Origin of the sequence: Lysobacter sp. M2-1, from assembly GCF_022662495.1 — a bacterium.
GTDB lineage: Bacteria > Pseudomonadota > Gammaproteobacteria > Xanthomonadales > Xanthomonadaceae > JAKPBU01.
Genome location: NZ_JAKPBU010000003.1, coordinates 119,405 through 141,970, shown reverse-complemented (window position 1 = coordinate 141,970; position 22,566 = coordinate 119,405). Strand labels below are relative to the sequence as shown.

Sequence of the window (22,566 nt, the reverse complement as noted above, 5' to 3'; positions counted from 1 at the left end):
CGGCCGCGCGGCTATCCCGGGGTGCCGGCCGAATAGTCCTGGTAGGACTTTTCCTCGACGTAAGCCGATCCCAAGGCCAGGTTGATGTCCTTCTTGATCCGTGCGCGGGTGTCGTTCTCGAAGTAGACGCTGCGCGCCAGCTGGATGAACTCGTCGTCGAAGGCCTGGGCCTTCTCCTTGAGCCGGATGTCGTCCTCGATCACCCACAGGCGCTCGTTGACCTCCTTCAGCTCGCGCCGCAGCCGAGCAATGTCCTTGACTGCGGCCGGATGCGCCATCCAGGTCTTTTCCAGAGCCGACAGCTCTTTGCGGACGTTGGCCAGCTTGGCCTCGTCGCCGATGCGCTCGGACTTGATCTGCAGGATCGCGATCTTGTCCAGCAGCTCGCCGAACGAGACGGGAACCAGGATTTCGGACATGGGCGATCTCAGGCTTGCGGGACGCGCAGTGTAGCGCCGGCCGGGCCCTGACCTTGTCCGTGCCTGCCCCCGGCACGTATCATTGCGGCCCCCGCAAAACTTGCATGCGAAACCAGCGGGAACCCACCGGAGAGGTGGCAGAGTGGTTGAATGTACCTGACTCGAAATCAGGCGTGCGTTTATAGCGCACCGGGGGTTCGAATCCCCCCCTCTCCGCCAGACAAGAAGAACGCCCCGCCGGGGCGTTTTTTTGTGACATAGGCCCGTTGGAATTTACGTTCTGCCGTCCGGATATCCTCACGTAATCCGTTTCACTCGCAGACAGGTTCCTTGTGGCGCCCATGGCCATCATGCAATCCATGATCGAATTCGGACACCTGACCCACGTGGGGCTGCGACGCGAGCTCAACGAAGATACCTATTACGGGGACAGCGAACTGGGGTTGTGGCTGGTGGCCGACGGCATGGGCGGCCACGAATACGGCGAGATCGCCAGCGCGCTGGCGCGCGAAACCATCGTGCGTGAGATCCGTCAGGGCACGCCCCTGCCCCAGGCGATCCGGATCGCCGACGAGGAAATCATCCGCGCCTCGCGCCAGCGCAAGGACGTGTTGCCGATGGGGACGACGATCGTGGCGGCGCGCATCCTGGGCAACCGTTTCGAGGTGGCCTGGGTCGGCGACAGCCGCGTCTACCTGTGGCACGACGGCAAGCTCGCCCAGCTTTCGCAGGATCACAGCTACGTGCAGGAGCTGATCAGCCAGGGGACCATCAGCGTGGACCAGGCGCGCAGCCACCCGCATCGCAACGTGGTGACCCAGGCGCTGGGGGTGACCGAGCCGGACAATCTCAATGTGGAAACCATGTCGGGCGAGCTGGTCCCGGGGATGCAACTGCTGTTGTGCAGCGACGGGCTGACCGAGGAAGTCGATGATCGGGCGATCTCGCAACTGCTCTCGCACACCGAATGCAGCGCTCAGGAATGCGTCGACGAACTGGTCGCGGCGGCACTGGACGGCGGCGGCTCGGACAACGTCACCGTCGTGCTGGTTCGCCGGCATTGAGCGGGCCGGGACTGCGCCTGAGTTGCCGCGCGCCGGCTTGAGCGACGTCGGCCAGATAGGACTGGCTTAGGCCGCGATTTCTTCGGCCTGCCCGGCTTCGTCCCAGAGCGAAACCCCGGACTTCGCCCGGATCGCCTCGATCCGGATCGCATGCGCTGCCAATTCCTCCTCGCTGGGACGAACCCGCGGGCGGATTCCGCACACGAGCGGTACGCCGATGTCCACGGACTGTGCGGTGGTGGCGATCGCCTCGGCGGCGAATCCGATCTCGCTCTGTCCCGCGGTCAGCGCCAGGTAGGCCTCCGCAAGCAGCTGCGCGTCGAGCAGGGCGCCGTGCAGCTGCCGGTGCGAGTTGTCGACCCCCAGCCGGCGGCATAGCGCGTCGAGCGAATTGCGCTGGCCGGGATAGCGCTGGCGCGCGAGCTCCAGCGAATCGAGCACGCTGACCCGGTCGCGCATGCAGCCGTAATGGCTGCCGCACTGTCCCAGTTCCGCATCGAGGAAGCCGATGTCGAAGGCGGCGTTGTGGATCACCAGTTCGGCCCCGGCGACGAACTCGAGGAATTCGTCCACCACGTCGGCGAACAGCGGCTTGTCGGCCAGGAATTCGAGCGTCAACCCGGTCACTTCCTGGGCGCCGGGCTCGAACTCGCGTCCGGGGTTGAAATAGCGGTGGAAGGTGCGGCCGGTCGGGCGTCGTTCGATCAGTTCCACGCAGCCGACCTCGACGATCCGGTTGCCCTTCTTCCATTCCAGGCCGGTGGTTTCGGTGTCTAGGACGATCTGGCGCATGCGGTCATTCGGGCTCGATGGGGCCGGGTAAGGCTAACGGAGGGATGTCTCATCAGGTTCGACACGCGGGGCGCGGCCGCCAACGGCGCGCGGGCTCATCCGGCGATCCCCGCCAGCTTGAACCGGGTCGCTTCCGCACGCGCCAGCAGATCGACGCGTTCGTTGTCCGGGTCGCCCGAATGGCCCTTCACCCAACGCCAGTCGATGCGATGGCGCTGGATGGCGGCATGCAGGCGTTCCCACAGGTCGCGGTTCTTGACCGGGTCGCCGGCAGCCGTCTTCCAGCCGCGGCGCACCCAGTTGGGCATCCACTCGAGGATCCCCTGGCGTACGTACTGGGAATCGGTGAACAGGGTGACCTCGCAGCCCTCGGTGAGCACTTCCAGCCCGCTGATCGCGGCCATGAGCTCCATGCGGTTGTTGGTGGTCAGGGCTTCGCCGCCGACGAGCTCGCGCTCGCGCTCGCCATAGCGCAGCAGGGCGGCCCAGCCGCCGGGGCCGGGATTGCCGAGGCAGGCCCCGTCGGTATGCAGTTCGATCCGTTTCATGGACTCACGTGGCAGGCACGCCGTTGGCCACCGCCACACGGCGACGCTGGCGGACGGGGGTCAGGGGCAGGGTCCGCTTTTCGGCGCGGAGCAGGTATGCCGCGCGCAGGCCGATGCCCTGCTGCGGGGCTGCGGAGACGGTTTCGCGCCAGGTCGGCCCCAGCCCCTGCGAGAGCGGCTCAGGCACGAGGCCGGCCTCACGCAGGCGCCGACGCCAGAGCAGGGGCTCGGCCGCGTGCAGGCCGGTGCCTCGCCAGCGCCACCGGTACGGCGCCAAGGGGTTTAGCGCGAACAGGCCGACCCGCCCCCCGGGCACCAGGATCCGGCAGCATTCCTCGAGCAGCGCCTGTCCTTCGGCCCCGCGACCCAGAACGTGCTGCAGCACGACCGTGCCGATCGACTCGCTCACCAGCGGCAGCGACGCGCCGCAGCGGACATCGCCGCTCCAGCCATTGGCGGCCGCCTGCAGGCACAGCCCGCGACCACGGCCGCTGGCGTCGACAGCCGCCTCGGCCTGAGGTGCCAGCCATAGCCATGGCAGGCCGCGGCCGCCCGCGAGGAGCGTGGCGACGGTCCCGGATTCGCTGTCCAGCAGCGTCCGGCCGGCCGGGGATCCGAACCAGCCGAGGACGGCGTCGGGTTGACCGGTAGGGGACGGGGCGGGCATGGTCGCCATTCTAATCGGGCCCGCTGGCGGGTCCGGACGAGGATGCGATGCGTCTGCGGCCCCTACCCGCCTTCAGCGACAACTACATCTGGACGCTGGCTCATGAGAATGGGCGGGCACTGGTGGTGGACCCGGGCGAAGCCGGCCCGGTCCTGCAGGCCGCCGCCGAGGGCCTGCGTCCGGAGGTGGTGCTGCTGACCCACCACCATTCCGACCATGTGGGCGGAGTCGGCGAATTGCTCCACTCCTGGCCGGACCTGCGGGTCGTGGCGCCGGACGACGAACGGATCACGACCGCGACCGAGCGCGTGGGGGACGGAGCCATCGTCGAGGCGATCGGCCGGCGCTTCGGGGTGCTTTCGATCCCGGGGCACACCCGCAGCCACATCGCCTTCGTCTCAGCGCCGGAGGACGAGGACCTGGTGTTCTGCGGCGATACCCTGTTCAGTCTGGGCTGCGGCCGCATGTTCGAAGGCACGCCAACGCAGATGCTGGCATCGCTGGACCGCCTGGCATCCCTACCCGACTCGACCAGGATCTGCTGCGGCCACGAGTACACGCTCGCCAACGCCGCTTTCGCCCGCATCTGCGAACCCGGCAACCCGGCCCTGGAATGGCGGACGCAGCAGGCAGAGGCGCAGCGCGGCGCAGGACTTCCCACCCTGCCCAGCACGCTGGCCGACGAGCGCGCCGCCAACCCCTTCCTGCGCGTGGACGCGCCCGACGTCCGCGCCAGCATCGCCCGTCGCCTGGGTCACGCGCCGACGGACCGGGTCGAGGTGTTCGCCGAGCTGCGGCGCTGGAAGGACGGCTTCCGCGCATGAGTCGCGGCTTGACCAGGGCGACATGGTTGGCTTGGCTGCTGCTGGCGCTCGGTACAGCGCGTGCTGCAGACGACTCGCGCAGCGGTAGCGAGATCTACGCAAGGTTTCGCGACCATCTGGCCCAGCCCGAGTGCGCACCCGACGCAAGCACGCGCTGGCGCAAGCATTTCGTCAACGCGCCGCGCGACATGGCCAATGGCGACCGCGATGTCATGCCGCTGTTCGGTTACGTAGTCGACGCATTGATCGAATCCGACCTGCCGACCGAATTCGCACTCATCCCGTTCGTGGAAAGCGGCTACAAGCCCGGCGCGAAAAGCCCGGGCGGCCCGGCGGGCCTGTGGCAGATGATCGGGGTGACCGCGCGCAAGCACGCGGTGCCGATCCGGGACGGCTACGACGGCCGCCTCTCGCCGGTGGATTCCACCCGGGCCGCGGTGCGCTACCTCAAGACCCTCTACGGGATGTTTGCAGGCGACTGGCGGCTGGCGGTGATGGCCTATAACGCCGGCGAGAACCGCATCCTCGGCGCCCTGCGTCGCAGCGGCCAGGAGGCGCGCAGCGTGGACCTGGAGCGCCTGACCGGCATTCCTGACATCACCCGTGCCTACGTACGCAAGCTGCATGCGCTTTCGTGCGTGCTGGACGAGGCCGACGATCGCGCGCAATGGCGCGCGGCGATCGATCGCCAGGTGCCCCTGCTCACCGATATCAGCGTACCAGAGGGTGTGACCCTGGAATCGTGGGCGGCGCGCAACGGATTCGACCTGGCCGCGCTGCGACGCATGAACCCGGCGTTCGCCAACGGTCGCGTCGGCAATGGACGCAAGGTGCTGGCGCCGGGGCCGGGCCGGCCTGCCAGCCGGGCCGAACGCGCATTCTGGCCGGAGGGCGAGATCGTGTTCGACGTGTCGTCCACCAGCACGTCCGACAGTGCCCGGACCCATACGGTGCGCCGCGGCGAATCGGCCTCCCGCATCGCCAAGCGCTACCGGATCGGCATCGCGCAGCTGTTGCAACGCAACGGGCTGACCGAACGCAGTGTGCTGCAGCCGGGGATGAGGCTCAGGATCGATTGACTGCGCCGAGTGCATCCCTTCAGGCACACTAACCACCTGACCATCCAGAGGAAGAGGCCATGGGTTTCCTGCAGGGCAAGCGCGCGCTCGTGACCGGTATCGCCAGCGAACGTTCCATCGCGTCGGGCATCGCCGAAGCCATGCATCGCGAAGGCGCCGAGCTTGCCTTCACCTACCAGACCGACAAGCTCAAATCGCGCGTGGAAAAAGCCGCGGCCGAGTACGGCAGCGACATCGTCCTGCCGCTGGACGTGGCGGACGACGCCCAGATCGAAAACTGCTTCGCTGAGCTGGGCAAGCGCTGGGACGGCTTCGACATCCTGGTGCACGCCATCGCTTTCGCGCCGCGCGAGGCCATCGCCGGCCAGTTCCTCGACGGCCTGACGCGCAGCAATTTCGCCCTGGCGCACGACATCTCCGCCTATTCGCTGGCGGCGCTGTCGAAGGCAGCGCGACCCATGATGCAGGGACGCAATGGTTCGATCCTGACCCTGACCTACCTGGGCGCCGAACGCGCGCTGGCCGGCTACAACGTGATGGGCGTGGCCAAGGCCAGCCTGGAGGCGACGGTGCGGTATCTCGCCTACAACCTCGGCCCGGAAGGCATTCGCGTCAACGCGATTTCCGCCGGTCCGATCAAAACGCTCGCCGCGGCCGGCATCGCCGGCTTCCGCAAGATCCTCGGCCACGTCGAAGAAAACGCACCGCTGCGGCGCACCGTCACGATCGAGGACGTCGGCAACGTCGCCGCGTTCCTGTGTTCGGACCTGGCCGCCGGTGTCACCGGCGAGGTGACCTACGTCGACGCCGGATACAACATCCTGGGCATGACCGGAATCGAAGCCGAATCCTGAGACGCGGCAAGCAGAGCTTCGCCCGACGTGCGCTCAACATTTTGGGACTCTGGGCCGGACCGCCAGGCCGGCCCAGAATCGAAGAAACGGGTGCGACGGTCCGGCGCGACAAGGATTACGGAGGAAGCGCCGTGCCTTGGTCGGAGACGGCGAGCCAGTGATCGCCCTTGTGGGTATAACCGACGCCCGTGAGCGCACGTGCACGATAGCCGATGCGCGGGATCGCATAGACCGTTTCGTACAGAATGTAGGCGGACTTGCAGCCGTCGACCACGCGATATTTTTCGACCCAGCTCCACTGCGCTTCGCGGGTGGCGAAGTGCGAAGCCAGCGCCTTCATGATGGCCTCGATGCCGTAGAACGCCGCTCCGCTGGCGAAGATCGATACGGCGCGATCGTCGTGTCCGGCCCGGAACGTCTCGGCGTCGTAGTCGCGGAACGACTCCATGTCCACGCGCTGCGCCACTTCGAACTGGCGCGCGCAGCCTTCGGCATCGGCTGTTTCGCCCGCGACGGTGGTGCTTGCGAACATCGCGGTAACGAGTGCGGCTGGCAGCGACAGGAAACGGGGCATTGTGCGTTTCATCGTGGTACTCCTTCGGGGTTCAGGTCACGTTAGCCGCGCCTGGTGCCCGCACCGAGAGCCACAAATCGTCAAAACGTCCGGGCCACTTTTCGCCCGCGCGTACCGTCTCTGTTTATGACACGTGCAACAGGAAAGGCCCGGCGATGCCGGGCCTTTCGCGTCAAACCAGCGTCGGAGCGTACGATCAGAGCCGGTCTTCGGCCACGGTAATCGTCATCTTCCGGCGAAGTTCGCGAACCAGCGCCTGCGCATCTTCGGCGCCTGCGATTTGCCCCAGTTGCGCCTGCAGTTGCGAGCGCTGCACCGGCGTCGCCTTGGACGGATCACCGGGGGTCACCTTGTCCACGGCGAAGACCGCCATGCGTCCGTCGAGCAGGCGGACCTTGCCGACCGACAGCTTGCCCGCGGACGGCGGCGGCACCGCGAAGAACGCCTCGTTCGCAGCCGGATCGGGCACCGGCTGACCGCGCGCCAGTTCCGGCAAGTCGGTGACGGCCAGCTGCCGGCTGGCGGCCGCGGCGGCCAGCGGCTGACCGCCGCGCACTTCCGCCAGCAACGCATCGGCGGCGGCGCTCGCGGCCTTGGCAGCGCGATCGGCACGGATGGCGGCAATCACGCGCTCGCGCACCTGCGCGAGTGGAAGCGTGCGTTCGGGGGTATGGCTCTTGACCCGCAGCAATACGCTGCGACCGGGCGCGATTTCGATCGGATCGCTGGCGGTCCCGTCCTGGATCAGGCTTTCGGAAAAAGCCGCGCGTAGCACGGCGGGGTTGGCCAGGACCGGATTGACCGCGTTCGCCGCCGACGGCACGCGCGTCACCGGGCCGACCGTCTGCACCTGCAGGTTGCCCAGCCGCGCAGCGCCAGCCAGCGTCGTTGGATTCTTGTAGACCTCGTCCACCAGCTTGCCGAGCAGTTCGTTGAAGGCGCGCTCACGCTCGGACTCGGCCTGCTCGGCCAGCAGCTGTTCGCGCACTTCCTCGAAGGGCTTCTGCTGGCTGGGCTTGATCTCGCGCACCTGGATGACGTGGTAGCCGAAATCCGTCTTCACCGGACCGCGCACTTCGCCCGCCTGCATGGCGAACACCGCGTCCTCGAACGGCTTGGCCATGAGCCCGTTCTTCTCGATCCATCCCAGATCCCCGCCGCCGGTCTTGGAGCCGGCATCGTCGGAGTTCGCCCGGGCCAGCGCGGCGAAATCCGCACCGGGCGCCTTCGCCTGCCGGGACAGATCGTTGGCTTTCGCTTCTGCAGCCTGCTGCGCGGCAGGAGATTCGTCCGCCGGCTTTACCAGGATGTGCGAGACCATGCGTTGCTCGCCGGTGCCGAACTTGGCCTGCTCCTGGGCGTAGCGTTCGCGCAGCGTCGCCTCGCTCGGTGCGCCGGCAGGCGGCAGCTTGCTGCTGTCGATATCCAGCACCTCGAGGGTCACCGACTCGGGCGCGCGGTACTGCGCGGCATGCTGCTGGTACCAGCGCTGGATTTCCGCGTCGGGCACCGGCGCGTCGTCGGGCGCAGGACCTGACATCGCCACGTAGCTGACGCTGCGGGTTTCGCCAATGAGCTTGAGCAGACGGTCCATTTCGGATTTGGTCACGAACGCCGAATCGGCGATCCCGCGCGGGATCACCGTCTGCAGCAGGTCGTCGCGCACGATCTGCTCGAACTGGCGCGGGCTCTGGTTCTGCGAACTCAGCGCGAGCTGGTAGGTCTGCGGGTCGAACTTGCCGCCAACCTGGAACGCGGGCACCGACTGGATGGTCTCGCGCAGCAGCCCGTCGCCGATCACCACGCCGTCGCGTTCGGCCATCATGCGCATCACACGCCGGTCGATCAGGCCTTCCAGGATGCGGCGCTTGTTGTCGGCGCTCTCGAACGCGCGCGGATCGAATCCCTCGCCTTCCGCCTGCCGCTGCTGCTGGCGCTGCTGCTCGTACACGGTGCGGAATTCGTCGGCGTCGATTTCGGCGCGCTGCCAGAGCATCGTCACCGGCCACACCGCCGGGGCCGAAGGCCACCACGTTGGCGGCGCTTCGATCTTGGCCGCGAAGTTGGCATTGCGCTGGAACAGGTACTGCTCCATGCCAAAGAAGGCGAACGGCACGCACAACAGGCCAAGAATGACCGTGGCGATCCAGCCGGAGGACTTTTCGCGGAGTTTCTGCAGCATGGTGAGGTCTGGTAAGGGCTGGAGGGGCGTAGCGAAGCGGCGCAGTGTAGCGCGTGGGCGGCCGACGCCCGCGGGGAGAACGTTGGGCGACACGGCACTTTCTGGGGTCGGCGCACCCCCTGAAACGCAAAACCCCTGCCGGAGCAGGGGTTCGACGAAACGACTGGCGGAGCGGACGGGACTCGAACCCGCGACCTCCGGCGTGACAGGCCAGCATTCTAACCGACTGAACTACCGCTCCGCGAAAGCGCGAAATCATACAAGACGCGTCGGCGCGGCCGCAAGCATCTTCTGTATTCCAACCCTTCAACGGCCCTGGCGCTACGTGGCGGGGCGCCGCGTGGGTTATCGCGCACGCTGAATGAGCAGCTTGCGCGATGGTGGGTGCTGAGGGCGCCGCGTGGATGCCGCCGTCGCGACGAAAATCCGGCCCGCCGCAGCGGGCCTCGGTACCGCGCACGCTAGGAATCCATGACTTGCACGATGGTGGGTGCTGAGGGGATCGAACCCCCGACCCTCTCCTTGTAAGGGAGACGCTCTACCGCTGAGCTAAGCACCCGCTGCGCAATGATATCGCGACCGGGCCTGCCCGCTTCTGCACGGCCAGCATGTCGAGGTTGACCCGGGCCTCGTGCGCACGCAGCGCGCTATGGACGGCGCGCGTTGCTGCAGGCCGTCCAAGTAGCCTAGTGGCGCGCGCCCGGCCGCTTCTCCGGCGGCTTGACTACGGACTGATCCACCGGTGGCTGCTCCACCTCGCGCACGGCATCCTCCAGCCCCTCGCTGACGACCTTCGGGGTCAGCGGCCGCTCCAGTGCCAGATCGAGCACTTCGTCGATCCACTTCACCGGCACGATCCGCATCTGCGAGGTCACGTTCTTGGGAATGTCGGCCAGGTCCTTGCGGTTTTCGTCCGGGATGATCACGGTCTTGATCCCGCCACGCAGCGCGGCCAGCAGCTTTTCCTTGAGCCCGCCGATCGCAGTGATCCGGCCACGCAGGGTGATTTCTCCGGTCATGGCCACATCGCTGCGCACCGGAATCTTGGTCAAGGTGGAGACCAGCGCGGTGGTCATGGCGGCGCCGGCGCTCGGACCGTCCTTGGGCGTGGCCCCGTCCGGCACGTGTACGTGCACATCGAGCTTCTGCAGGAAGTCCAGGTCGATGCCCAGCCGCTCGGTTCGCGCACGCACCACCGACAGCGCGGCCGATGCGGATTCCTTCATCACATCGCCCAGCTGGCCAGTCAGGATCAGCTGGCCCTTGCCCGGGACGAGAGTGGATTCGATCTGCAGCAGGTCGCCGCCCACTTCGGTCCAGGCCAGGCCGGTGACCAGGCCGACCTCGTTCTCGGCTTCTGCACGGCCAAAATCGAAGCGCTGCACGCCCAGATACTTGTCGAGGTTCTTGGAGGTGACGTTGACCGTCCTGACCACCTTGTCCTTCGGCTGCGGCCCCTTGAGCGCGATCTCCTTCACCACCTTGCGGGCGATGCGCGCGATTTCGCGTTCGAGATTGCGTACACCGGACTCGCGTGTGTAGTAGCGCACGATGTCGCGGACCGCGCTTTCGGCGATTTTCAGCTCACCCTCGCGCAGTCCATTGGCCTTGAGCTGCTTGGGCACCAGGTAACGTGTCGCGATATTGAGCTTCTCTTCCTCCGTATAGCCCGGGATCCGGATCACTTCCATGCGGTCCAGCAGCGGACTGGGGATGTTGAGGGAGTTCGACGTGGCCACGAACATCACTTCGGACAGGTCCAGGTCGACTTCCAGGTAATGGTCGTTGAACGCATTGTTCTGCTCCGGGTCGAGCACTTCCAGCAGCGCCGCCGAGGGATCGCCGCGGAAGTCCATCGACATCTTGTCGATCTCATCCAGCACGAACAGCGGGTTGCGGCTGCCGACCTTGTTGAGGTTCTGCACGATCCGGCCGGGCATCGAACCGACATAGGTGCGGCGATGGCCGCGGATCTCGGCCTCGTCGCGCACGCCGCCCAGGCTCATGCGCACGAATTTGCGGTTGGTGGCCTTGGCGATCGACTGGCCGAGCGAGGTCTTGCCCACCCCTGGCGGGCCGACCAGGCACAGGATCGCGCCCTTCATCTTGCTCACCCGCGACTGCACGGCGAGATATTCGAGGATGCGTTCCTTGACCTTGTCGAGGCCATAGTGATCGGCGTCGAGCACTTCCTGCGCGGCCTTGAGGTCCTTGCGCACCTTGGTGCGCTTCTTCCACGGCACGCCCAGCAGCCAGTCGAGGTAATTGCGCACTACGCCCGCCTCGGCCGACATCGGCGACATCTGCTTGAGCTTGTTGAGCTCGTTCTTCGCCTTGGTTTCCACAGGCTTGGGCATGCCGGCCTCGGCGATCTTGCGCGCGAGTTCGTCCAGGTCGTTGGGCGCCTCGTCGATCTCGCCCAGTTCCTTCTGGATCGCCTTCATCTGCTCGTTGAGGTAGTACTCGCGCTGCGACTTCTCCATCTGCGACTTGACCCGGCCGCGGATGCGCTTCTCCATCTGCTGGACGTCGATCTCGCCGTCGACGAAACCGACCAGCAGTTCCAGCCGGTCGCCCACGTCCAGGGTTTCCAGCAGCTTCTGTTTCTCCGCCAGGCGCACGCCCAAGTGCGCGGCGACCGTATCGGCCAGGCGCCCAGGATCGTCGATTCCGGACAGGGTCTGCAGCAGTTCCGGGGGCAGCTTGCGGTTGGTCTTGACGTACTGTTCGAACAGCGACATCAGCGAACGCGCCACCGCCTCCACTTCGCGGTCGTCGCGGGCCTGGGCGGAATCGATCACGACCGCATCGCCGTTGAGCGTGCCGGCATGTTCCACGACGTTCGACACGCGCACGCGTTCCACGCCCTCGACCAGCACCTTGATCGTGCCATCGGGCAGCTTGAGCAGTTGCAGCACCGTCGCCAGGGTGCCGATCTGGTACAGCTCTTCTGCGCCCGGATCGTCGGTTTCTGCCGATTTCTGCGCGACCAGGAGGATCCGCTTGTCGGCCTCCATCGCCAGGTCCAGCGCCTTGATCGACTTGTCGCGGCCCACGAACAGCGGAATGACCATGTGCGGGAACACCACCACGTCCCGCAGCGGCAGCACCGGCAGGGTCATCGGGGTAGTTTCTACGGAAACGGAAGTCATGACGGCTCCGGTCTGACGGTGGGGGGGACGGCGGTCCCTTCTGAGGCAGGTTATGGGGTCACGGTCTAGGGCACGCAAGAGACGTGCCGCAGCCCGTTCCGCGGTCCGCGCATGGGGCGGCAGAGGGATTATCGGACTTCGAGCCGAAAGCCGGGGTTACGTAAAAATAATCCCGCGCAGGAACATGGCCCGCCGCAAAGCCGTGTCAGGGCGCGCAGCACGCGCTCGCGGGCCTTATTCGGCCGAGGCGACCTTGGGCGCGGGCGCCGGCGTTTCGTAGATCAGGTACGGCTCGGTCTTGTGCTCGATCACCGATTCGTCCACCACGACCTTGCTGACGTTTTCCAGCGACGGCAGGTCGTACATGGTGTCGAGCAGCACCGATTCGACGATCGTGCGCAGGCCGCGCGCGCCGGTCTTGCGCTTGAGTGCACGCTTGGCGATCGCGACCAGCGCGTCGGGCCGGATCTCCAGTTCGACGCCTTCCATCTCGAACAGCTTGCGGAACTGCTTGCTGATCGCGTTCTTCGGCTCGGTGAGGATCTTGACCAGCGCCGCCTCGTCGAGCTCCTCCAGCGTGGCGACCACCGGCAGGCGGCCGACGAACTCGGGGATCAGCCCGAACTTGATCAGATCCTCGGGCTCGACTTCCGCCAGCACCTTGCCGATCTCGGTCTTGCGCTCGCTGCTCTTGAGCTTGGCGCCGAAACCGATGCCGCTGGCATCGGTGCTGCGCTGCTGGATGATCTTGTCGAGCCCTGCGAACGCGCCGCCGACGATGAACAGGATATTGCGGGTGTCGACCTGCAGGAATTCCTGCTGGGGATGCTTGCGCCCGCCCTGCGGCGGCACGCTGGCGATGGTGCCTTCGATCAGCTTCAGCAGCGCCTGCTGCACGCCTTCGCCGGACACGTCGCGGGTGATCGACGGGTTTTCGCTCTTGCGCGAGATCTTGTCGATCTCGTCGATGTAGACGATGCCCTGCTGCGCCTTCTCGACATCGTAGTCGCACTTCTGCAGAAGTTTCTGGATGATGTTCTCCACGTCCTCGCCGACGTAGCCGGCTTCGGTGAGCGTGGTGGCATCGGCCATGGTGAACGGCACGTTGAGCAGGCGCGCCAGCGTCTCGGCGAGCAGGGTCTTGCCCGAACCAGTCGGTCCGACCAGCAGGATGTTCGACTTGGCCAGCTCGACATCGTCGCTCTTCTGTCGGCTCTCGATCCGCTTGTAGTGGTTGTACACCGCGACCGCGAGCGTCTTCTTGGCGCGCTGCTGGCCGATGACGTACTGGTCCAGGACCTCGAGGATTTCCTTGGGCTTGGGCAGGCTGCTGCGGGCCGACTGCGACTTCTCCTCGAGTTCCTCGCGGATGATGTCGTTGCACAGCTCCACGCACTCGTCGCAGATGAACACGCTCGGGCCCGCGATCAGCTTGCGGACCTCGTGCTGGCTCTTCCCGCAGAAGGAGCAGTACAGGATCTTGTTGCTGTCGCCGGAACGGCCCTGTCTGTCTTCGGTCATGCCACTGGTACCAATTGCTGTCGGATGTTGCGCGGAGGTGAAAGCGGTTGCGGCCCGAGGATAGCAGGCTTTTCCGGGGAGGGCCCGGGCTGGGGGAAGGCAGGCGCGATCGCAGCTTCCGGGCCCATGGGGCGCCCCGGGAACGGGCGCGATCCCGGCGATTGGCCCGAAATCGAAGCGTCCTCGCTCAGGCCGGCTGGATCGATTCTTCGGGGCGCCGTTCCAGGACCTGGTCGACCAGACCGTAGTCGCGCGCGGCTTCAGCGCTCTTGAAGTTGTCGCGGTCGGTGTCGCGGGCGATGGTCTCGATCGGCTGGCCGGTGTGATTGGCCAGGATTTCGTTCAGGCGCTGGCGCATGGCCAGGATTTCGCGCGCCTGGATGTCGATGTCGGTGGCCTGGCCCTGGGCTCCGCCCAGCGGCTGATGGATCATGACCCTGGAATTTGGCAGCGCGTAGCGCTTGCCCGGCGCGCCTGCCGCCAGCAGCACCGCGCCCATGCTGGCGGCCTGTCCGACGCAGATGGTGCTCACGTCGGGCTTGATGAACTGCATGGTGTCGTAGATCGCCATGCCGGCGGTGACGATGCCGCCTGGGGAATTGATGTACAGGCTGATGTCCTTCTCGGGGTTTTCCGCCTCCAGGAACAGCATCTGCGCCACGATGACATTGGCGACATGGTCGTCCACCCCGCCCACCAGGAAGATCACCCGTTCCTTGAGCAGGCGCGAATAGATGTCGTACGCACGCTCGCCGCGGCTGGTCTGCTCGACCACCATCGGAACGAGATTGAGGGCGCGGGGCTGGATGCTCATGCGGTATGGAGTTCCCGTTGCGGAGGACGGCTCACCCCTGCGGGGTGATGGCTTCCTGGAAGGTCAAGGTCTGGTCCGTGTGTTGGGCGCGCTCGGCGATCCAGTCGATCACCTGCTCCTCCATCACCCGGTTCTGCAGTCCCGACATCAGTTGGGGATCGTTACGGTACAACTCAATGACCTGTTCCGGCTCCTCATAGGTGGAAGCGATCAGGCGCATGGTCTCATCCACCCGGCGCGGATCCAGGCGCAGCTGGTTGCGGCGCGCGATCTCCCCGACCAGCAGCCCCAGCAGCACACGCTTGCGCGCCGGCTCCATGAACTGCAGGTGCGCATCGGGCGGCAGCTGCAGGCCCTGCGCGCCCTGACGGCGGGCCTGCTCGAGCGCCTGCCCGGCCATCAGGCGCGCCTCGCCTTCCACCATCCGCGGCGGTAGTTCGGTGGCGCCGTAGGTGGTCACGAGCTGCTCGCCGACCTCGCGACGGAGGCGGTTCATCAGCGCGCCCTTGAGCTCGCGTTCCAGATTGGTGCGGATGTCGCTGCGGAACTGGTCCAGTTCGCCGCTCTTCACGCCGAAGCTCTTGATGAACGCGTCATCGACTTCCGGCAGGACCGGCTCGGACACCTGCTCGGCCTTCAGGTGCACCTGCGCCTTGCGCCCGGCCAGCTGCGGCACCCGGTAGTCGGCGGGAAAGTCGACATCGACGGTCTTCTCCTCGCCCGCCTTCATGCCCACCAGGGCCGCTTCCAGCACCGGGAACATCGCCCCGCTGCCGATCACGGCGACGCCCTTCTCCGCACCTTCGGCCGGCAGGCGCTCCTCGCTGGTATCGCCCGGAACCAGCGACCAGGTCTCCACGTCCACCGCATCGCCTTCCTGCGCCGGACGCGTGACCGCGGACCAGCTGCGGCGCTGCAGGCGCAGGTTTTCGATCATGCGGTCGATGTCGTCCTCGGCCACCTCTGCGTTATGGCGCACGACCTGCAGCTGCCCGACATCGAGCTCGCCGAACTCGGGCACGACCTCGAAGGTGGCGGTGTAGGCGAGTTCTCCCTCGGACGTGTCGGCGCTGGGCGCGATTTGCGGATTGCCGGCCACGCGCAGCTCGTTGTCGCGAATGGCCTGGTCGAAGCCGCGGCGCAGCATCCCGTCGAGGATCTCGGCGCGCACCTGCGAGCCGTAACGCTGCTGAATGACTTTCGCCGGCACCTTGCCCGGGCGGAATCCCTTGATCCGGGCGGTCCGCGCCATCTCCTTCAGACGGCCGCCGACCTGGGTTTCCAGCTCCTCGGCAGGCAGGCGGAACGTGACCTTGCGCTCGAGGTTGCCGGTGGACTCGACCGATACCCGTGAATCTGAAGCTGACATACCCACTCCTGCAGCCGCGGGCGCTATCCGCGGGGAAAGACGAATTCAATGGCTGGCTGCCGAACCACCCGAGGACGGCCGGCAGAACGGAATAGTTTGGCGGATTTTGCGAGGCGCGGCGAGGGGCGCCGCGAGGCAAGGGGCTACAACGGGACTTGGACGCGCCGCAGCGCGCCGGGAGCCTTGCCTGGGAAGGGCCAAGCTTTCGCAGGCGCAATTTCGCCCTCGCTAGGGCTCGCTGTTGCTACAAGCAGGCCGCAGGTTGATCGCGGCCTGGTGCGAAAGGGGGGACTCGAACCCCCACGCCTTGCGGCACTGGAACCTAAATCCAGGGCGTCTACCAATTCCGCCACTTTCGCTCGATGCGAGATTCTACGGCGAGCCAGCCGCCCAGTCCCTGCGACCGAGCTGAACGCGCCGCAGCGCGCCCACTGCCCTTTCGCCTGCTCTTGACCAAAGAAAACGCCCGGCATGCCGGGCGTATCGGGATCTGGTGGGCCGTCAAGGATTCGAACCGCGCCGCGTCCGCATCCGTCAGCGACTGGCCTGAACGCGCCGCAGCGCGCCCGCTGCCTCCCCCTGTCTTTGACCAAAGAAAACGCCCGGCATGCCGGGCGTATCGGGATCTGGTGGGCCGTCAAGGATTCGAACCTTGGACCTATTGATTAAGAGTCAACTGCTCTACCAACTGAGCTAACGGCCCGAAGCGGGAAGTCTAACAAATGCGCTTGGTGCTGCGCCAGCCGCGGCCCCCGGCGGGCGGCGAAAATGGGGTGGCTGAGGGGACTCGAACCCCCGACATCTGGAATCACAATCCAGGACTCTAACCAACTGAGCTACAGCCACCATTGAAGCTGTTTCGCGAAGCCTTGGCGCGCCCGGCAGGACTCGAACCTGCAACCACCGGCTTAGAAGGCCGGTGCTCTATCCGGTTGAGCTACGGGCGCCCGGCCGGAATTGTCGCATCGAAGTCCTAAGGAGACGCAGAGACCGTACCGGGTGGTCGGGGTAGAGGGATTCGAACCCCCGACATCCTGCTCCCAAAGCAGGCGCGCTACCAGACTGCGCTATACCCCGATGTCCGGGCTCCCGAGGCGCGCCAGCGCTGCGAAAGGACGCCCATTGTCGTAAAGCGGCCCGAATGCTGTCAAACCGGCCATCCTCAGGCGCGACGCACCGGCCCTGAAGTCTCCGCTCCGATAAGTGTCACGCCAGGAGCGCGGCACCCCTCAGCCACAGCGTCAGGGCGCTGCCAAACGGGAAAGGTTGCAACCATGCATGGGGCGTCCACCAGTTGGGGTCCCGCCACCATTGGACCAGGACCTGCACACCGACCGTCGTCCAGGTTGCCGCGCCGCCGCGAGGTGCGGTTTGATCCGGCAACACCGCTGCTGCAGACGGCATCGATTCGCCGGTCAAAACGGTCTGCGCGGGTCGCGGCGGCAGCAATGGTCGCGATCCGTTGCGCGGGATCGGAGCGGAGGATCCCGCCTGTTCAAGCGCGCCGATGTCGATGCGCGCGCCCACGGTCGTTCGCGTCTTCCGCCCTCCAAGAGCCAGTTTCGCGTGCGCGGGAGGGTCATAACCCGGCAGCAACAGCGGCCTCGGGAACGGGAAGGCGGAGGGCGTGACCGGTTGGGCGTTGCCCGCGTCGATTAACCCACTCCCGGCGACCGGTCGCAGCGACCGCGAGGCGACGCTGGCGAGCAGCGGATCCGCCCCCGAACGCGTGCCGCTCCATTCGCTGGGCACGAATGTGGACCCGGCTTTCACCCAGTTGTTGCTGCCGGCCACCTTGCGTCCGTTCGCCCAGGGCGAGGTGCCGAACGGGGCGCAGAACGGCGTCGCCGGCTGGTTTTCCTCTTCCAGGATGATCGGCGCGCCGCTGGTGGTCTGATGGAACACGTTGTTGTGCGCCTCGACGCTGCCCACTCCCAGCAGCACCCGGACCCCGACCGCGGTGCCCGCGCGCGGGAACAGCACCGTGTTGTTCACCAGCCTCACCCGCCCCTGGCTGCGGCCGTCGAGATCTCCGCCGGCGCGGATCGCATCGCGCCAGGTGGAGGTATGCACCACCACATTGCCGACAAAGTCGGTGTCCTCGCGCCGCAGCTCCGGTGTCCAACCCGGCTTCTGGGCGTGACAGTCCGGCCCGACGAATTCGACTTCCTCGTTGGTCGATGCCTCGAACCAGTTGTAGTAGATCTCGCTGCGCTCGTGGCGGGTGCGCATCAGGATGCCACCGTTGCCGTGGTGCACGTAGTTGAACTGCATGCGGAAGACCGCGCCGGGGAAGGCCACTTCGTCGGACTGGATGTACATCGAGTGCCGCGACGTGCCTGAGCCCGCGCGGTAGACCTCGTTGTATTCGAAGGTAAGCGAACCCGAATTCTGATCGGCGGCGAGCACACCGTGCGATGGACAGTCGTGGATCACGCTGTCGCGCACGACCAGGCCGTGCGATTCGCTGAAGATGCAGGTGAAACTGCCGCCGGTGACTTCGAAGCCCTCGAAGACCACGAAGTTGGACTGTTCGAACTTGATCGTATTGGTGCCGCCGCGCAACACCGGGCGGGTTTGGCCGGTGGTGCGGCGCCAGCGGACCGTCACCGGATTGCCGCTGAGCCCGCTGTCGTCGTCGCCGACGATGATATTGCCGCTATAGGAAGCGCTGCCGTCGACCAGCACGATGTCGCCGGGGGCCAGGTTGACGCTGTTGAACAGGGTGGTGAGCTGCGTGTATTGCCGCCCCGAAGGCCCGACCGTATAGGTCGCGGCAATGGACGTGGCGGGAAGCATTGCGGCAAGCGCAAGCAAGGCAGAGAAACGGAACCAGTTGCGTCGCACGGTGCGAGCTCCGAGGGGGGACGGAGAACGCCGGCCTCCTTCCGGTGTCGGCTTACACCCTAGCACGCCGTTTCAGCGCAGGTGAGGCCACGGCTTCACCTCACCAGCTACGCGTTGGCCTGAAACTCGCCTGCCGCACCCGCCATAGCGCCACCCGGGCCCGCCGCCGCAGCCTGCCCGGACGTCACACGCGCGAGGCAATCGCCTTCGCGAAAGACATGGTGGTGCCGCTGCCGCCCAGATCGGGGGTCAGCGAATCCTTTGCTTCGAGCGTGGCGACGATCGCCTCGCGCAGCCTGCTGGCCTTCCCGGGCTGGCCGATATGGTCGAGCATCTGTCCGGCCGCGAGCAGCAGCGCGCAGGGATTGGCGATGCCCTTGCCGGCGATATCCGGTGCCGAGCCATGCACGGCTTCGAAGATCGCCGTATCGGCACCGATGTTGGCCCCCGGCGCCAGGCCCAGCCCACCGACCAGGCCCGCACACAGGTCGGAGATGATGTCGCCGAACAGGTTGGTGGTCACGATGATGTCGAACTGCTCGGGCTTCATCACCAGCTGCATGCAGGTGTTATCGACGATCATCTCGTTGCATTCGATCTCTGGGTACTGCGCGGCCACCTCGCGCGCGACCTTAAGGAACAGGCCGGAGGTCGATTTGAGGATGTTGGCCTTGTGGACCACGGTGACCTTTTTCCTGCCGGTGCGGCGGGCCAGGTCGAAGGCGTAGCGGACGATGCGCTCGGAGCCCTTGCGGGTGATCTTCTGCACCAGTGTCGCGGTGGCGCCGTCCTCGGTGACCTGCTGGCCTTCGCCGATGTAGGCGCCCTCGGTGTTCTCGCGCACCGTGATCAGATCGACGCCGGTCGGGAAGCGCGATTTCGTATTCGGGAACGACTTGGCCGGGCGCACGTTGGCGTACAGGTCGAAGCGTTTGCGCAATTCGACGTTGATCGAGCTGAAGCCTTCGCCGACCGGCGTGGTCAGCGGGCTCTTGAGCGCGATCTTGTTGCGGGAGATCGATTCCAGCGTGGCGGCGGGCAGCAGTTCACCATGCTTTTCCAGGGCGACGAGGCCCGCGTCCGCGTCTTCGTATTGCAGGCCCAGATGCATGGCATCGAGCACATACAGGGCGGCATCCATGATTTCCGGGCCGATGCCGTCGCCGCGGATCACGGTGATGGTCTGGGTCATTGGGGGGTCTCAGGCTGGGGCGCTGGGCGGTCGCGAGGCAACCGCGCGCATGACGAAGGGCGCCATTATGCCGGAGGCGGCCAGACCCAGCCGCGGAGCCGCAGTGTTCGCGGGCTCCGGATGATCCGAGTGGTCTTTCTTTCTAGTGTTCGTGCGGCGGCGCGCCAGCGACGTCGCCCTGCTCCAGCTGGTCGAGGAAATCCACCGCACGGCGCAGGTGCGGGATGACGATGCTGCCACCCACCACCAGACCCACCGAGAACACCTCGAACATCTCCTCGCGGTTCACCCCCGCCTCCCGGCACTGGGCCACGTGGTAGCTGATGCAATCGTCGCAGCGCAGCACCAGCAAGGCGACCAGCCCCAGCAGCTCCTTGGTCTTCACGTCCAGCGCGCCGGCCTGGTAGGTCTGGGTGTCAAGCGCGAAGAAGCGCCTCACGACCTGGTTGGGTTCGGCCAGGATGCGCTCGTTCATGCGCTTGCGGAATTCGGTGAACTGGCGGACGCGCTCCGCCTCGCCTTCCCCGTCGCCGCTCAAGCCGATTCTCCCGCCAGCAACGGCTCCAGCTTGCCGGCGCGATGCAGGGCGATCATGTCGTCGTACCCGCCCACGTGGGTGTCGCCGATGAAGATCTGCGGCACGCTGGTGCGCCTGGCACGTTCGTACATGCGCTGACGCTCGGCCGGGTCGGTGTCGATGCGGACCTCGGTCCAGTCCAGGCCCTTGCTTTTGAGGAAATTCTTGGCCGCTACGCAATAGGGGCAGATCGCGGTGCTGTATATGGTGACTTCGGGGGCGCTCAATGCCGGCTCCTGGAAACTTTGTTTACGGCTCCGCGGTCAATATGCGGCGCCGAGGCGGGGTTTTCCACCCTGTGCCGGCACCGGAGCGTTTCACCCACGATTCACGCCAGTACCCGCGGCAGGCGCCATGCTGCCGCGCCCACGTCGCGGAGGACTCCCTTGCGCACCGCCCTGCTTGCCGCCGTCCTGAGCTTCGGTCTGGGCTCGACCCTGGCCAGTGCGCAGGAAGGCGCGCGCCTGCCCGACATCGGTTCGTCGGCCCGCGCCCTGCTCGGCCCCGCGCAGCAGCGCGACTACGGGCAGATGATGCTGGCGCAGCTGCGCCATTACGATTTCATCCTGGACGATCCCCTGCTCAACGTCTGGCTGCAGGGGGTCGGCAACCGCCTGGCCAACAGCAGCGACCGGACCGATCAGCCATTCACTTTCTTCTGGCTCAAGGACCGGCAGATCAACGCCTTCGCCACGCTGGGCGGCTATATCGGCATGAATGCCGGCCTGGTCCTGGCCGCGGAGGACGAGGGCGAAATGGCCTCAGTGCTATCGCACGAGATCGCGCACGTGACCCAGGCGCACGTGCTGCGTTCCGTGGAGCGTGCGCAGAAGGACAGTGTCCCGATCCTGCTGGCGATGCTGGGGGCGATTGCCCTGGCGCAATCGGCGGGCGGAAATTCCTCCGACGATGCGGCGATGGCGGCGCTGGCCTCCGCTCAGGGCCTGATGGCACAGCGCCAGATCGACTACACCCGCTCCAATGAATCGGAGGCGGACCGCATCGGCATCCGCACCCTGGATCGCGCCGGTTACGACCCCAACGCAGCGGCATCGATGTTCCTGCACATGCAGAACGCGTTCCGCAGCAACCGCGGCGGCGACCGCGAACGCACGCCCGATTATCTGCAGACCCACCCGATCACCACCACCCGCATCGCCGAGGCCAAGGAGCGCGCCGCGCAGCTGGGCAAGGACAGCATGGTCGCCACGACGTCCACCCCGGGGGGCACCAGCAGCGAGCGGGTTCCACGCCCCGGCAGCGCGGTGGCCATCGCCAATGCCGCGCCCGGCAGCGGCAATCCGCTGTTGCCGTCGGGCCTGCGCATCGACACGGTCACCGGACGCGGCGACAGCGGTCAGTTCCCGTTCGCCAAGGAGCGCCTGCGCGTGCTCAGTGCCAACACGCCGGAAGCCGCCATCCGCGAGTACGAACAGCTGCGGCGCGGGGGTGCGCTGGGCGAACCGCAGCGTTACGGCCTGGCGCTGGCACGGCTGCGCGACGGGCATGGCGCCGCGGCCATGGCCGACCTCGAACCGCTGCTCCAGGCGCGTCCGGACGACCTGTGGCTGAGCCTGGCGATGGCCGAAGCCGAAGCGCGGGCGGGCAAGCCGGCTGCAGCCGACGCGCGCCTGGGCGCCCTGCTCGATCGCATGCCCCACAACCGCGCGGTGGCACTGACCTGGGCCAGCATCCTGGCAGAGCGCAATACGTCCGAGGCGGGCCGCAAGGCGCAAGCCATCCTGCGGCCGCTGCTGGCGACATCCGCGGACGATCCCGTGTTCCAGGCCACCTTCGCCCGGGTCAACGAGATCGCGGGCGACCCGGTGCGTGCGGGCGAGGCCTACGCCGAAGTCGCTGTGCTCAACGGCCGGCCGGAACAGGCCCTGGTCCAGCTCAATACCCTCAAGAAGCGGCCCGAACTGGACTATTACGCGCGCACCCGCATCGATGCGCGGATCGCCGCGATCACCCCCACGGTGCTGGAACTGCGGCGGCAAGGGATCCGCGACGAGGATCTCGAAGACGATTGAGGCCCTGCTGGCCTCGGATCTTGGATCTGCCGTGGCGGCCGCTGGCTTACCCACCTAC

The 22,566-nt window shown here is 66.6% G+C and carries 19 protein-coding genes and 8 tRNA genes; 6 read left to right on the top strand and 21 right to left on the bottom strand.

Going from position 1 to position 22,566, the window contains the following annotated elements; genetic code table 11:
• Nucleotides 1-11: 11 nt before the first annotated feature.
• Nucleotides 12-419, bottom strand: coding sequence for a DUF6165 family protein (locus tag MC375_RS10495; protein ID WP_242103346.1), 408 nt, complete (start codon nt 417-419; stop codon nt 12-14).
• A gap of 128 nt (nt 420-547) precedes the next feature.
• Between MC375_RS10495 and MC375_RS10490 the strand changes: the two genes are divergently transcribed.
• Both MC375_RS10490 and MC375_RS10485 read left to right on the top strand, forming a co-directional pair.
• Nucleotides 548-638 (top strand) — tRNA-Ser (locus tag MC375_RS10490).
• A 140-nt stretch (nt 639-778) separates the two neighbouring features.
• Nucleotides 779-1,483, top strand: coding sequence for a protein phosphatase 2C domain-containing protein (locus MC375_RS10485; protein ID WP_242103345.1), 705 nt, complete (start codon nt 779-781; stop codon nt 1,481-1,483).
• Nucleotides 1,484-1,549: 66 nt separating this feature from the next.
• On the opposite strand, the gene dnaQ is transcribed toward MC375_RS10485, so the two are convergent.
• From dnaQ to MC375_RS10470, 3 genes are all read right to left on the bottom strand, one after another.
• The gene (dnaQ, locus tag MC375_RS10480) at nt 1,550-2,275 is read right to left on the bottom strand and encodes a DNA polymerase III subunit epsilon (RefSeq protein ID WP_242103344.1); all 726 of its coding nucleotides are present in this window, start codon (nt 2,273-2,275) and stop codon (nt 1,550-1,552) included.
• A gap of 95 nt (nt 2,276-2,370) precedes the next feature.
• The gene (rnhA, locus tag MC375_RS10475) at nt 2,371-2,823 is read right to left on the bottom strand and encodes a ribonuclease HI (protein WP_242103343.1); all 453 of its coding nucleotides are present in this window, start codon (nt 2,821-2,823) and stop codon (nt 2,371-2,373) included.
• A gap of 4 nt (nt 2,824-2,827) precedes the next feature.
• Nucleotides 2,828-3,490, bottom strand: a complete 663-nt coding sequence (locus tag MC375_RS10470) for a methyltransferase domain-containing protein (RefSeq protein ID WP_242103342.1) — start codon at nt 3,488-3,490, stop codon at nt 2,828-2,830.
• Nucleotides 3,491-3,537: 47 nt separating this feature from the next.
• Between MC375_RS10470 and gloB the strand changes: the two genes are divergently transcribed.
• Genes gloB through MC375_RS10455 form a run of 3 tightly spaced genes read left to right on the top strand, consistent with a single transcriptional unit; the run spans nt 3,538 to nt 6,247 of the window.
• Nucleotides 3,538-4,314, top strand: a complete 777-nt coding sequence (gene gloB / locus MC375_RS10465; RefSeq protein WP_242103341.1) for a hydroxyacylglutathione hydrolase — start codon at nt 3,538-3,540, stop codon at nt 4,312-4,314.
• Nucleotides 4,311-5,393: a lytic transglycosylase domain-containing protein gene (locus tag MC375_RS10460; protein WP_242103340.1), complete on the top strand. Its 1,083-nt coding sequence runs from the start codon at nt 4,311-4,313 to the stop codon at nt 5,391-5,393. Before gloB ends, MC375_RS10460 begins: the two co-directional genes overlap by 4 nt.
• A 59-nt stretch (nt 5,394-5,452) precedes the next feature.
• A complete protein-coding gene (locus MC375_RS10455) occupies nt 5,453-6,247 on the top strand; it encodes an enoyl-ACP reductase (RefSeq protein WP_242103339.1) in 795 nt (264 codons plus the stop codon).
• A gap of 115 nt (nt 6,248-6,362) precedes the next feature.
• Here the strand turns inward: MC375_RS10455 and MC375_RS10450 are convergent, their stop codons facing one another.
• From MC375_RS10450 to grxC, 17 genes are all read right to left on the bottom strand, one after another.
• Nucleotides 6,363-6,833, bottom strand: a complete 471-nt coding sequence (locus MC375_RS10450; protein WP_242103338.1) for a hypothetical protein — start codon at nt 6,831-6,833, stop codon at nt 6,363-6,365.
• Nucleotides 6,834-7,017: 184 nt separating this feature from the next.
• Nucleotides 7,018-9,003 (bottom strand): peptidyl-prolyl cis-trans isomerase, encoded by a 1,986-nt coding sequence (locus MC375_RS10445; RefSeq protein WP_242103337.1) that lies wholly within the window; start codon nt 9,001-9,003, stop codon nt 7,018-7,020.
• A 164-nt stretch (nt 9,004-9,167) separates the two neighbouring features.
• A tRNA-Asp gene (locus MC375_RS10440) sits at nt 9,168-9,244 on the bottom strand.
• 243 nt (nt 9,245-9,487) lie between these two features.
• Nucleotides 9,488-9,562: transfer RNA gene (locus tag MC375_RS10435), tRNA-Val, on the bottom strand.
• Between the two features lie 127 nt (nt 9,563-9,689).
• Complete coding sequence (lon, locus tag MC375_RS10430; RefSeq protein ID WP_242103336.1) at nt 9,690-12,155, bottom strand: endopeptidase La; 2,466 nt, start codon at nt 12,153-12,155, stop codon at nt 9,690-9,692.
• 234 nt (nt 12,156-12,389) lie between these two features.
• The gene (gene clpX / locus MC375_RS10425; protein WP_242103335.1) at nt 12,390-13,676 is read right to left on the bottom strand and encodes an ATP-dependent Clp protease ATP-binding subunit ClpX; all 1,287 of its coding nucleotides are present in this window, start codon (nt 13,674-13,676) and stop codon (nt 12,390-12,392) included.
• 187 nt (nt 13,677-13,863) lie between these two features.
• Nucleotides 13,864-14,490 (bottom strand): ATP-dependent Clp endopeptidase proteolytic subunit ClpP, encoded by a 627-nt coding sequence (gene clpP, locus MC375_RS10420; RefSeq protein ID WP_242103334.1) that lies wholly within the window; start codon nt 14,488-14,490, stop codon nt 13,864-13,866.
• A 31-nt stretch (nt 14,491-14,521) separates the two neighbouring features.
• Complete coding sequence (tig, locus tag MC375_RS10415; protein ID WP_242103333.1) at nt 14,522-15,859, bottom strand: trigger factor; 1,338 nt, start codon at nt 15,857-15,859, stop codon at nt 14,522-14,524.
• A 274-nt stretch (nt 15,860-16,133) separates the two neighbouring features.
• A tRNA-Leu gene (locus MC375_RS10410) sits at nt 16,134-16,218 on the bottom strand.
• Between the two features lie 268 nt (nt 16,219-16,486).
• Nucleotides 16,487-16,562: transfer RNA gene (locus MC375_RS10405), tRNA-Lys, on the bottom strand.
• A gap of 66 nt (nt 16,563-16,628) precedes the next feature.
• A tRNA-His gene (locus MC375_RS10400) sits at nt 16,629-16,705 on the bottom strand.
• A gap of 24 nt (nt 16,706-16,729) precedes the next feature.
• Nucleotides 16,730-16,806, bottom strand: a tRNA-Arg gene (locus MC375_RS10395).
• Between the two features lie 53 nt (nt 16,807-16,859).
• Nucleotides 16,860-16,936: transfer RNA gene (locus MC375_RS10390), tRNA-Pro, on the bottom strand.
• A 129-nt stretch (nt 16,937-17,065) separates the two neighbouring features.
• The gene (locus tag MC375_RS10385; RefSeq protein WP_242103332.1) at nt 17,066-18,706 is read right to left on the bottom strand and encodes a hypothetical protein; all 1,641 of its coding nucleotides are present in this window, start codon (nt 18,704-18,706) and stop codon (nt 17,066-17,068) included.
• A 184-nt stretch (nt 18,707-18,890) separates the two neighbouring features.
• A complete protein-coding gene (locus tag MC375_RS10380; RefSeq protein ID WP_242103331.1) occupies nt 18,891-19,898 on the bottom strand; it encodes an isocitrate dehydrogenase in 1,008 nt (335 codons plus the stop codon).
• 142 nt (nt 19,899-20,040) lie between these two features.
• Entirely contained in the window at nt 20,041-20,436 is a 396-nt protein-coding gene (locus tag MC375_RS10375; RefSeq protein WP_242103330.1) for a carboxymuconolactone decarboxylase family protein, read from the bottom strand.
• Entirely contained in the window at nt 20,433-20,702 is a 270-nt protein-coding gene (grxC, locus tag MC375_RS10370; RefSeq protein WP_242103329.1) for a glutaredoxin 3, read from the bottom strand. Before grxC ends, MC375_RS10375 begins: the two co-directional genes overlap by 4 nt.
• 159 nt (nt 20,703-20,861) lie before the next feature.
• On the opposite strand from grxC, the gene MC375_RS10365 reads away from it, so the two are divergent.
• Nucleotides 20,862-22,508: a M48 family metalloprotease gene (locus tag MC375_RS10365; protein WP_242103328.1), complete on the top strand. Its 1,647-nt coding sequence runs from the start codon at nt 20,862-20,864 to the stop codon at nt 22,506-22,508.
• Nucleotides 22,509-22,566 lie beyond the last annotated feature (58 nt).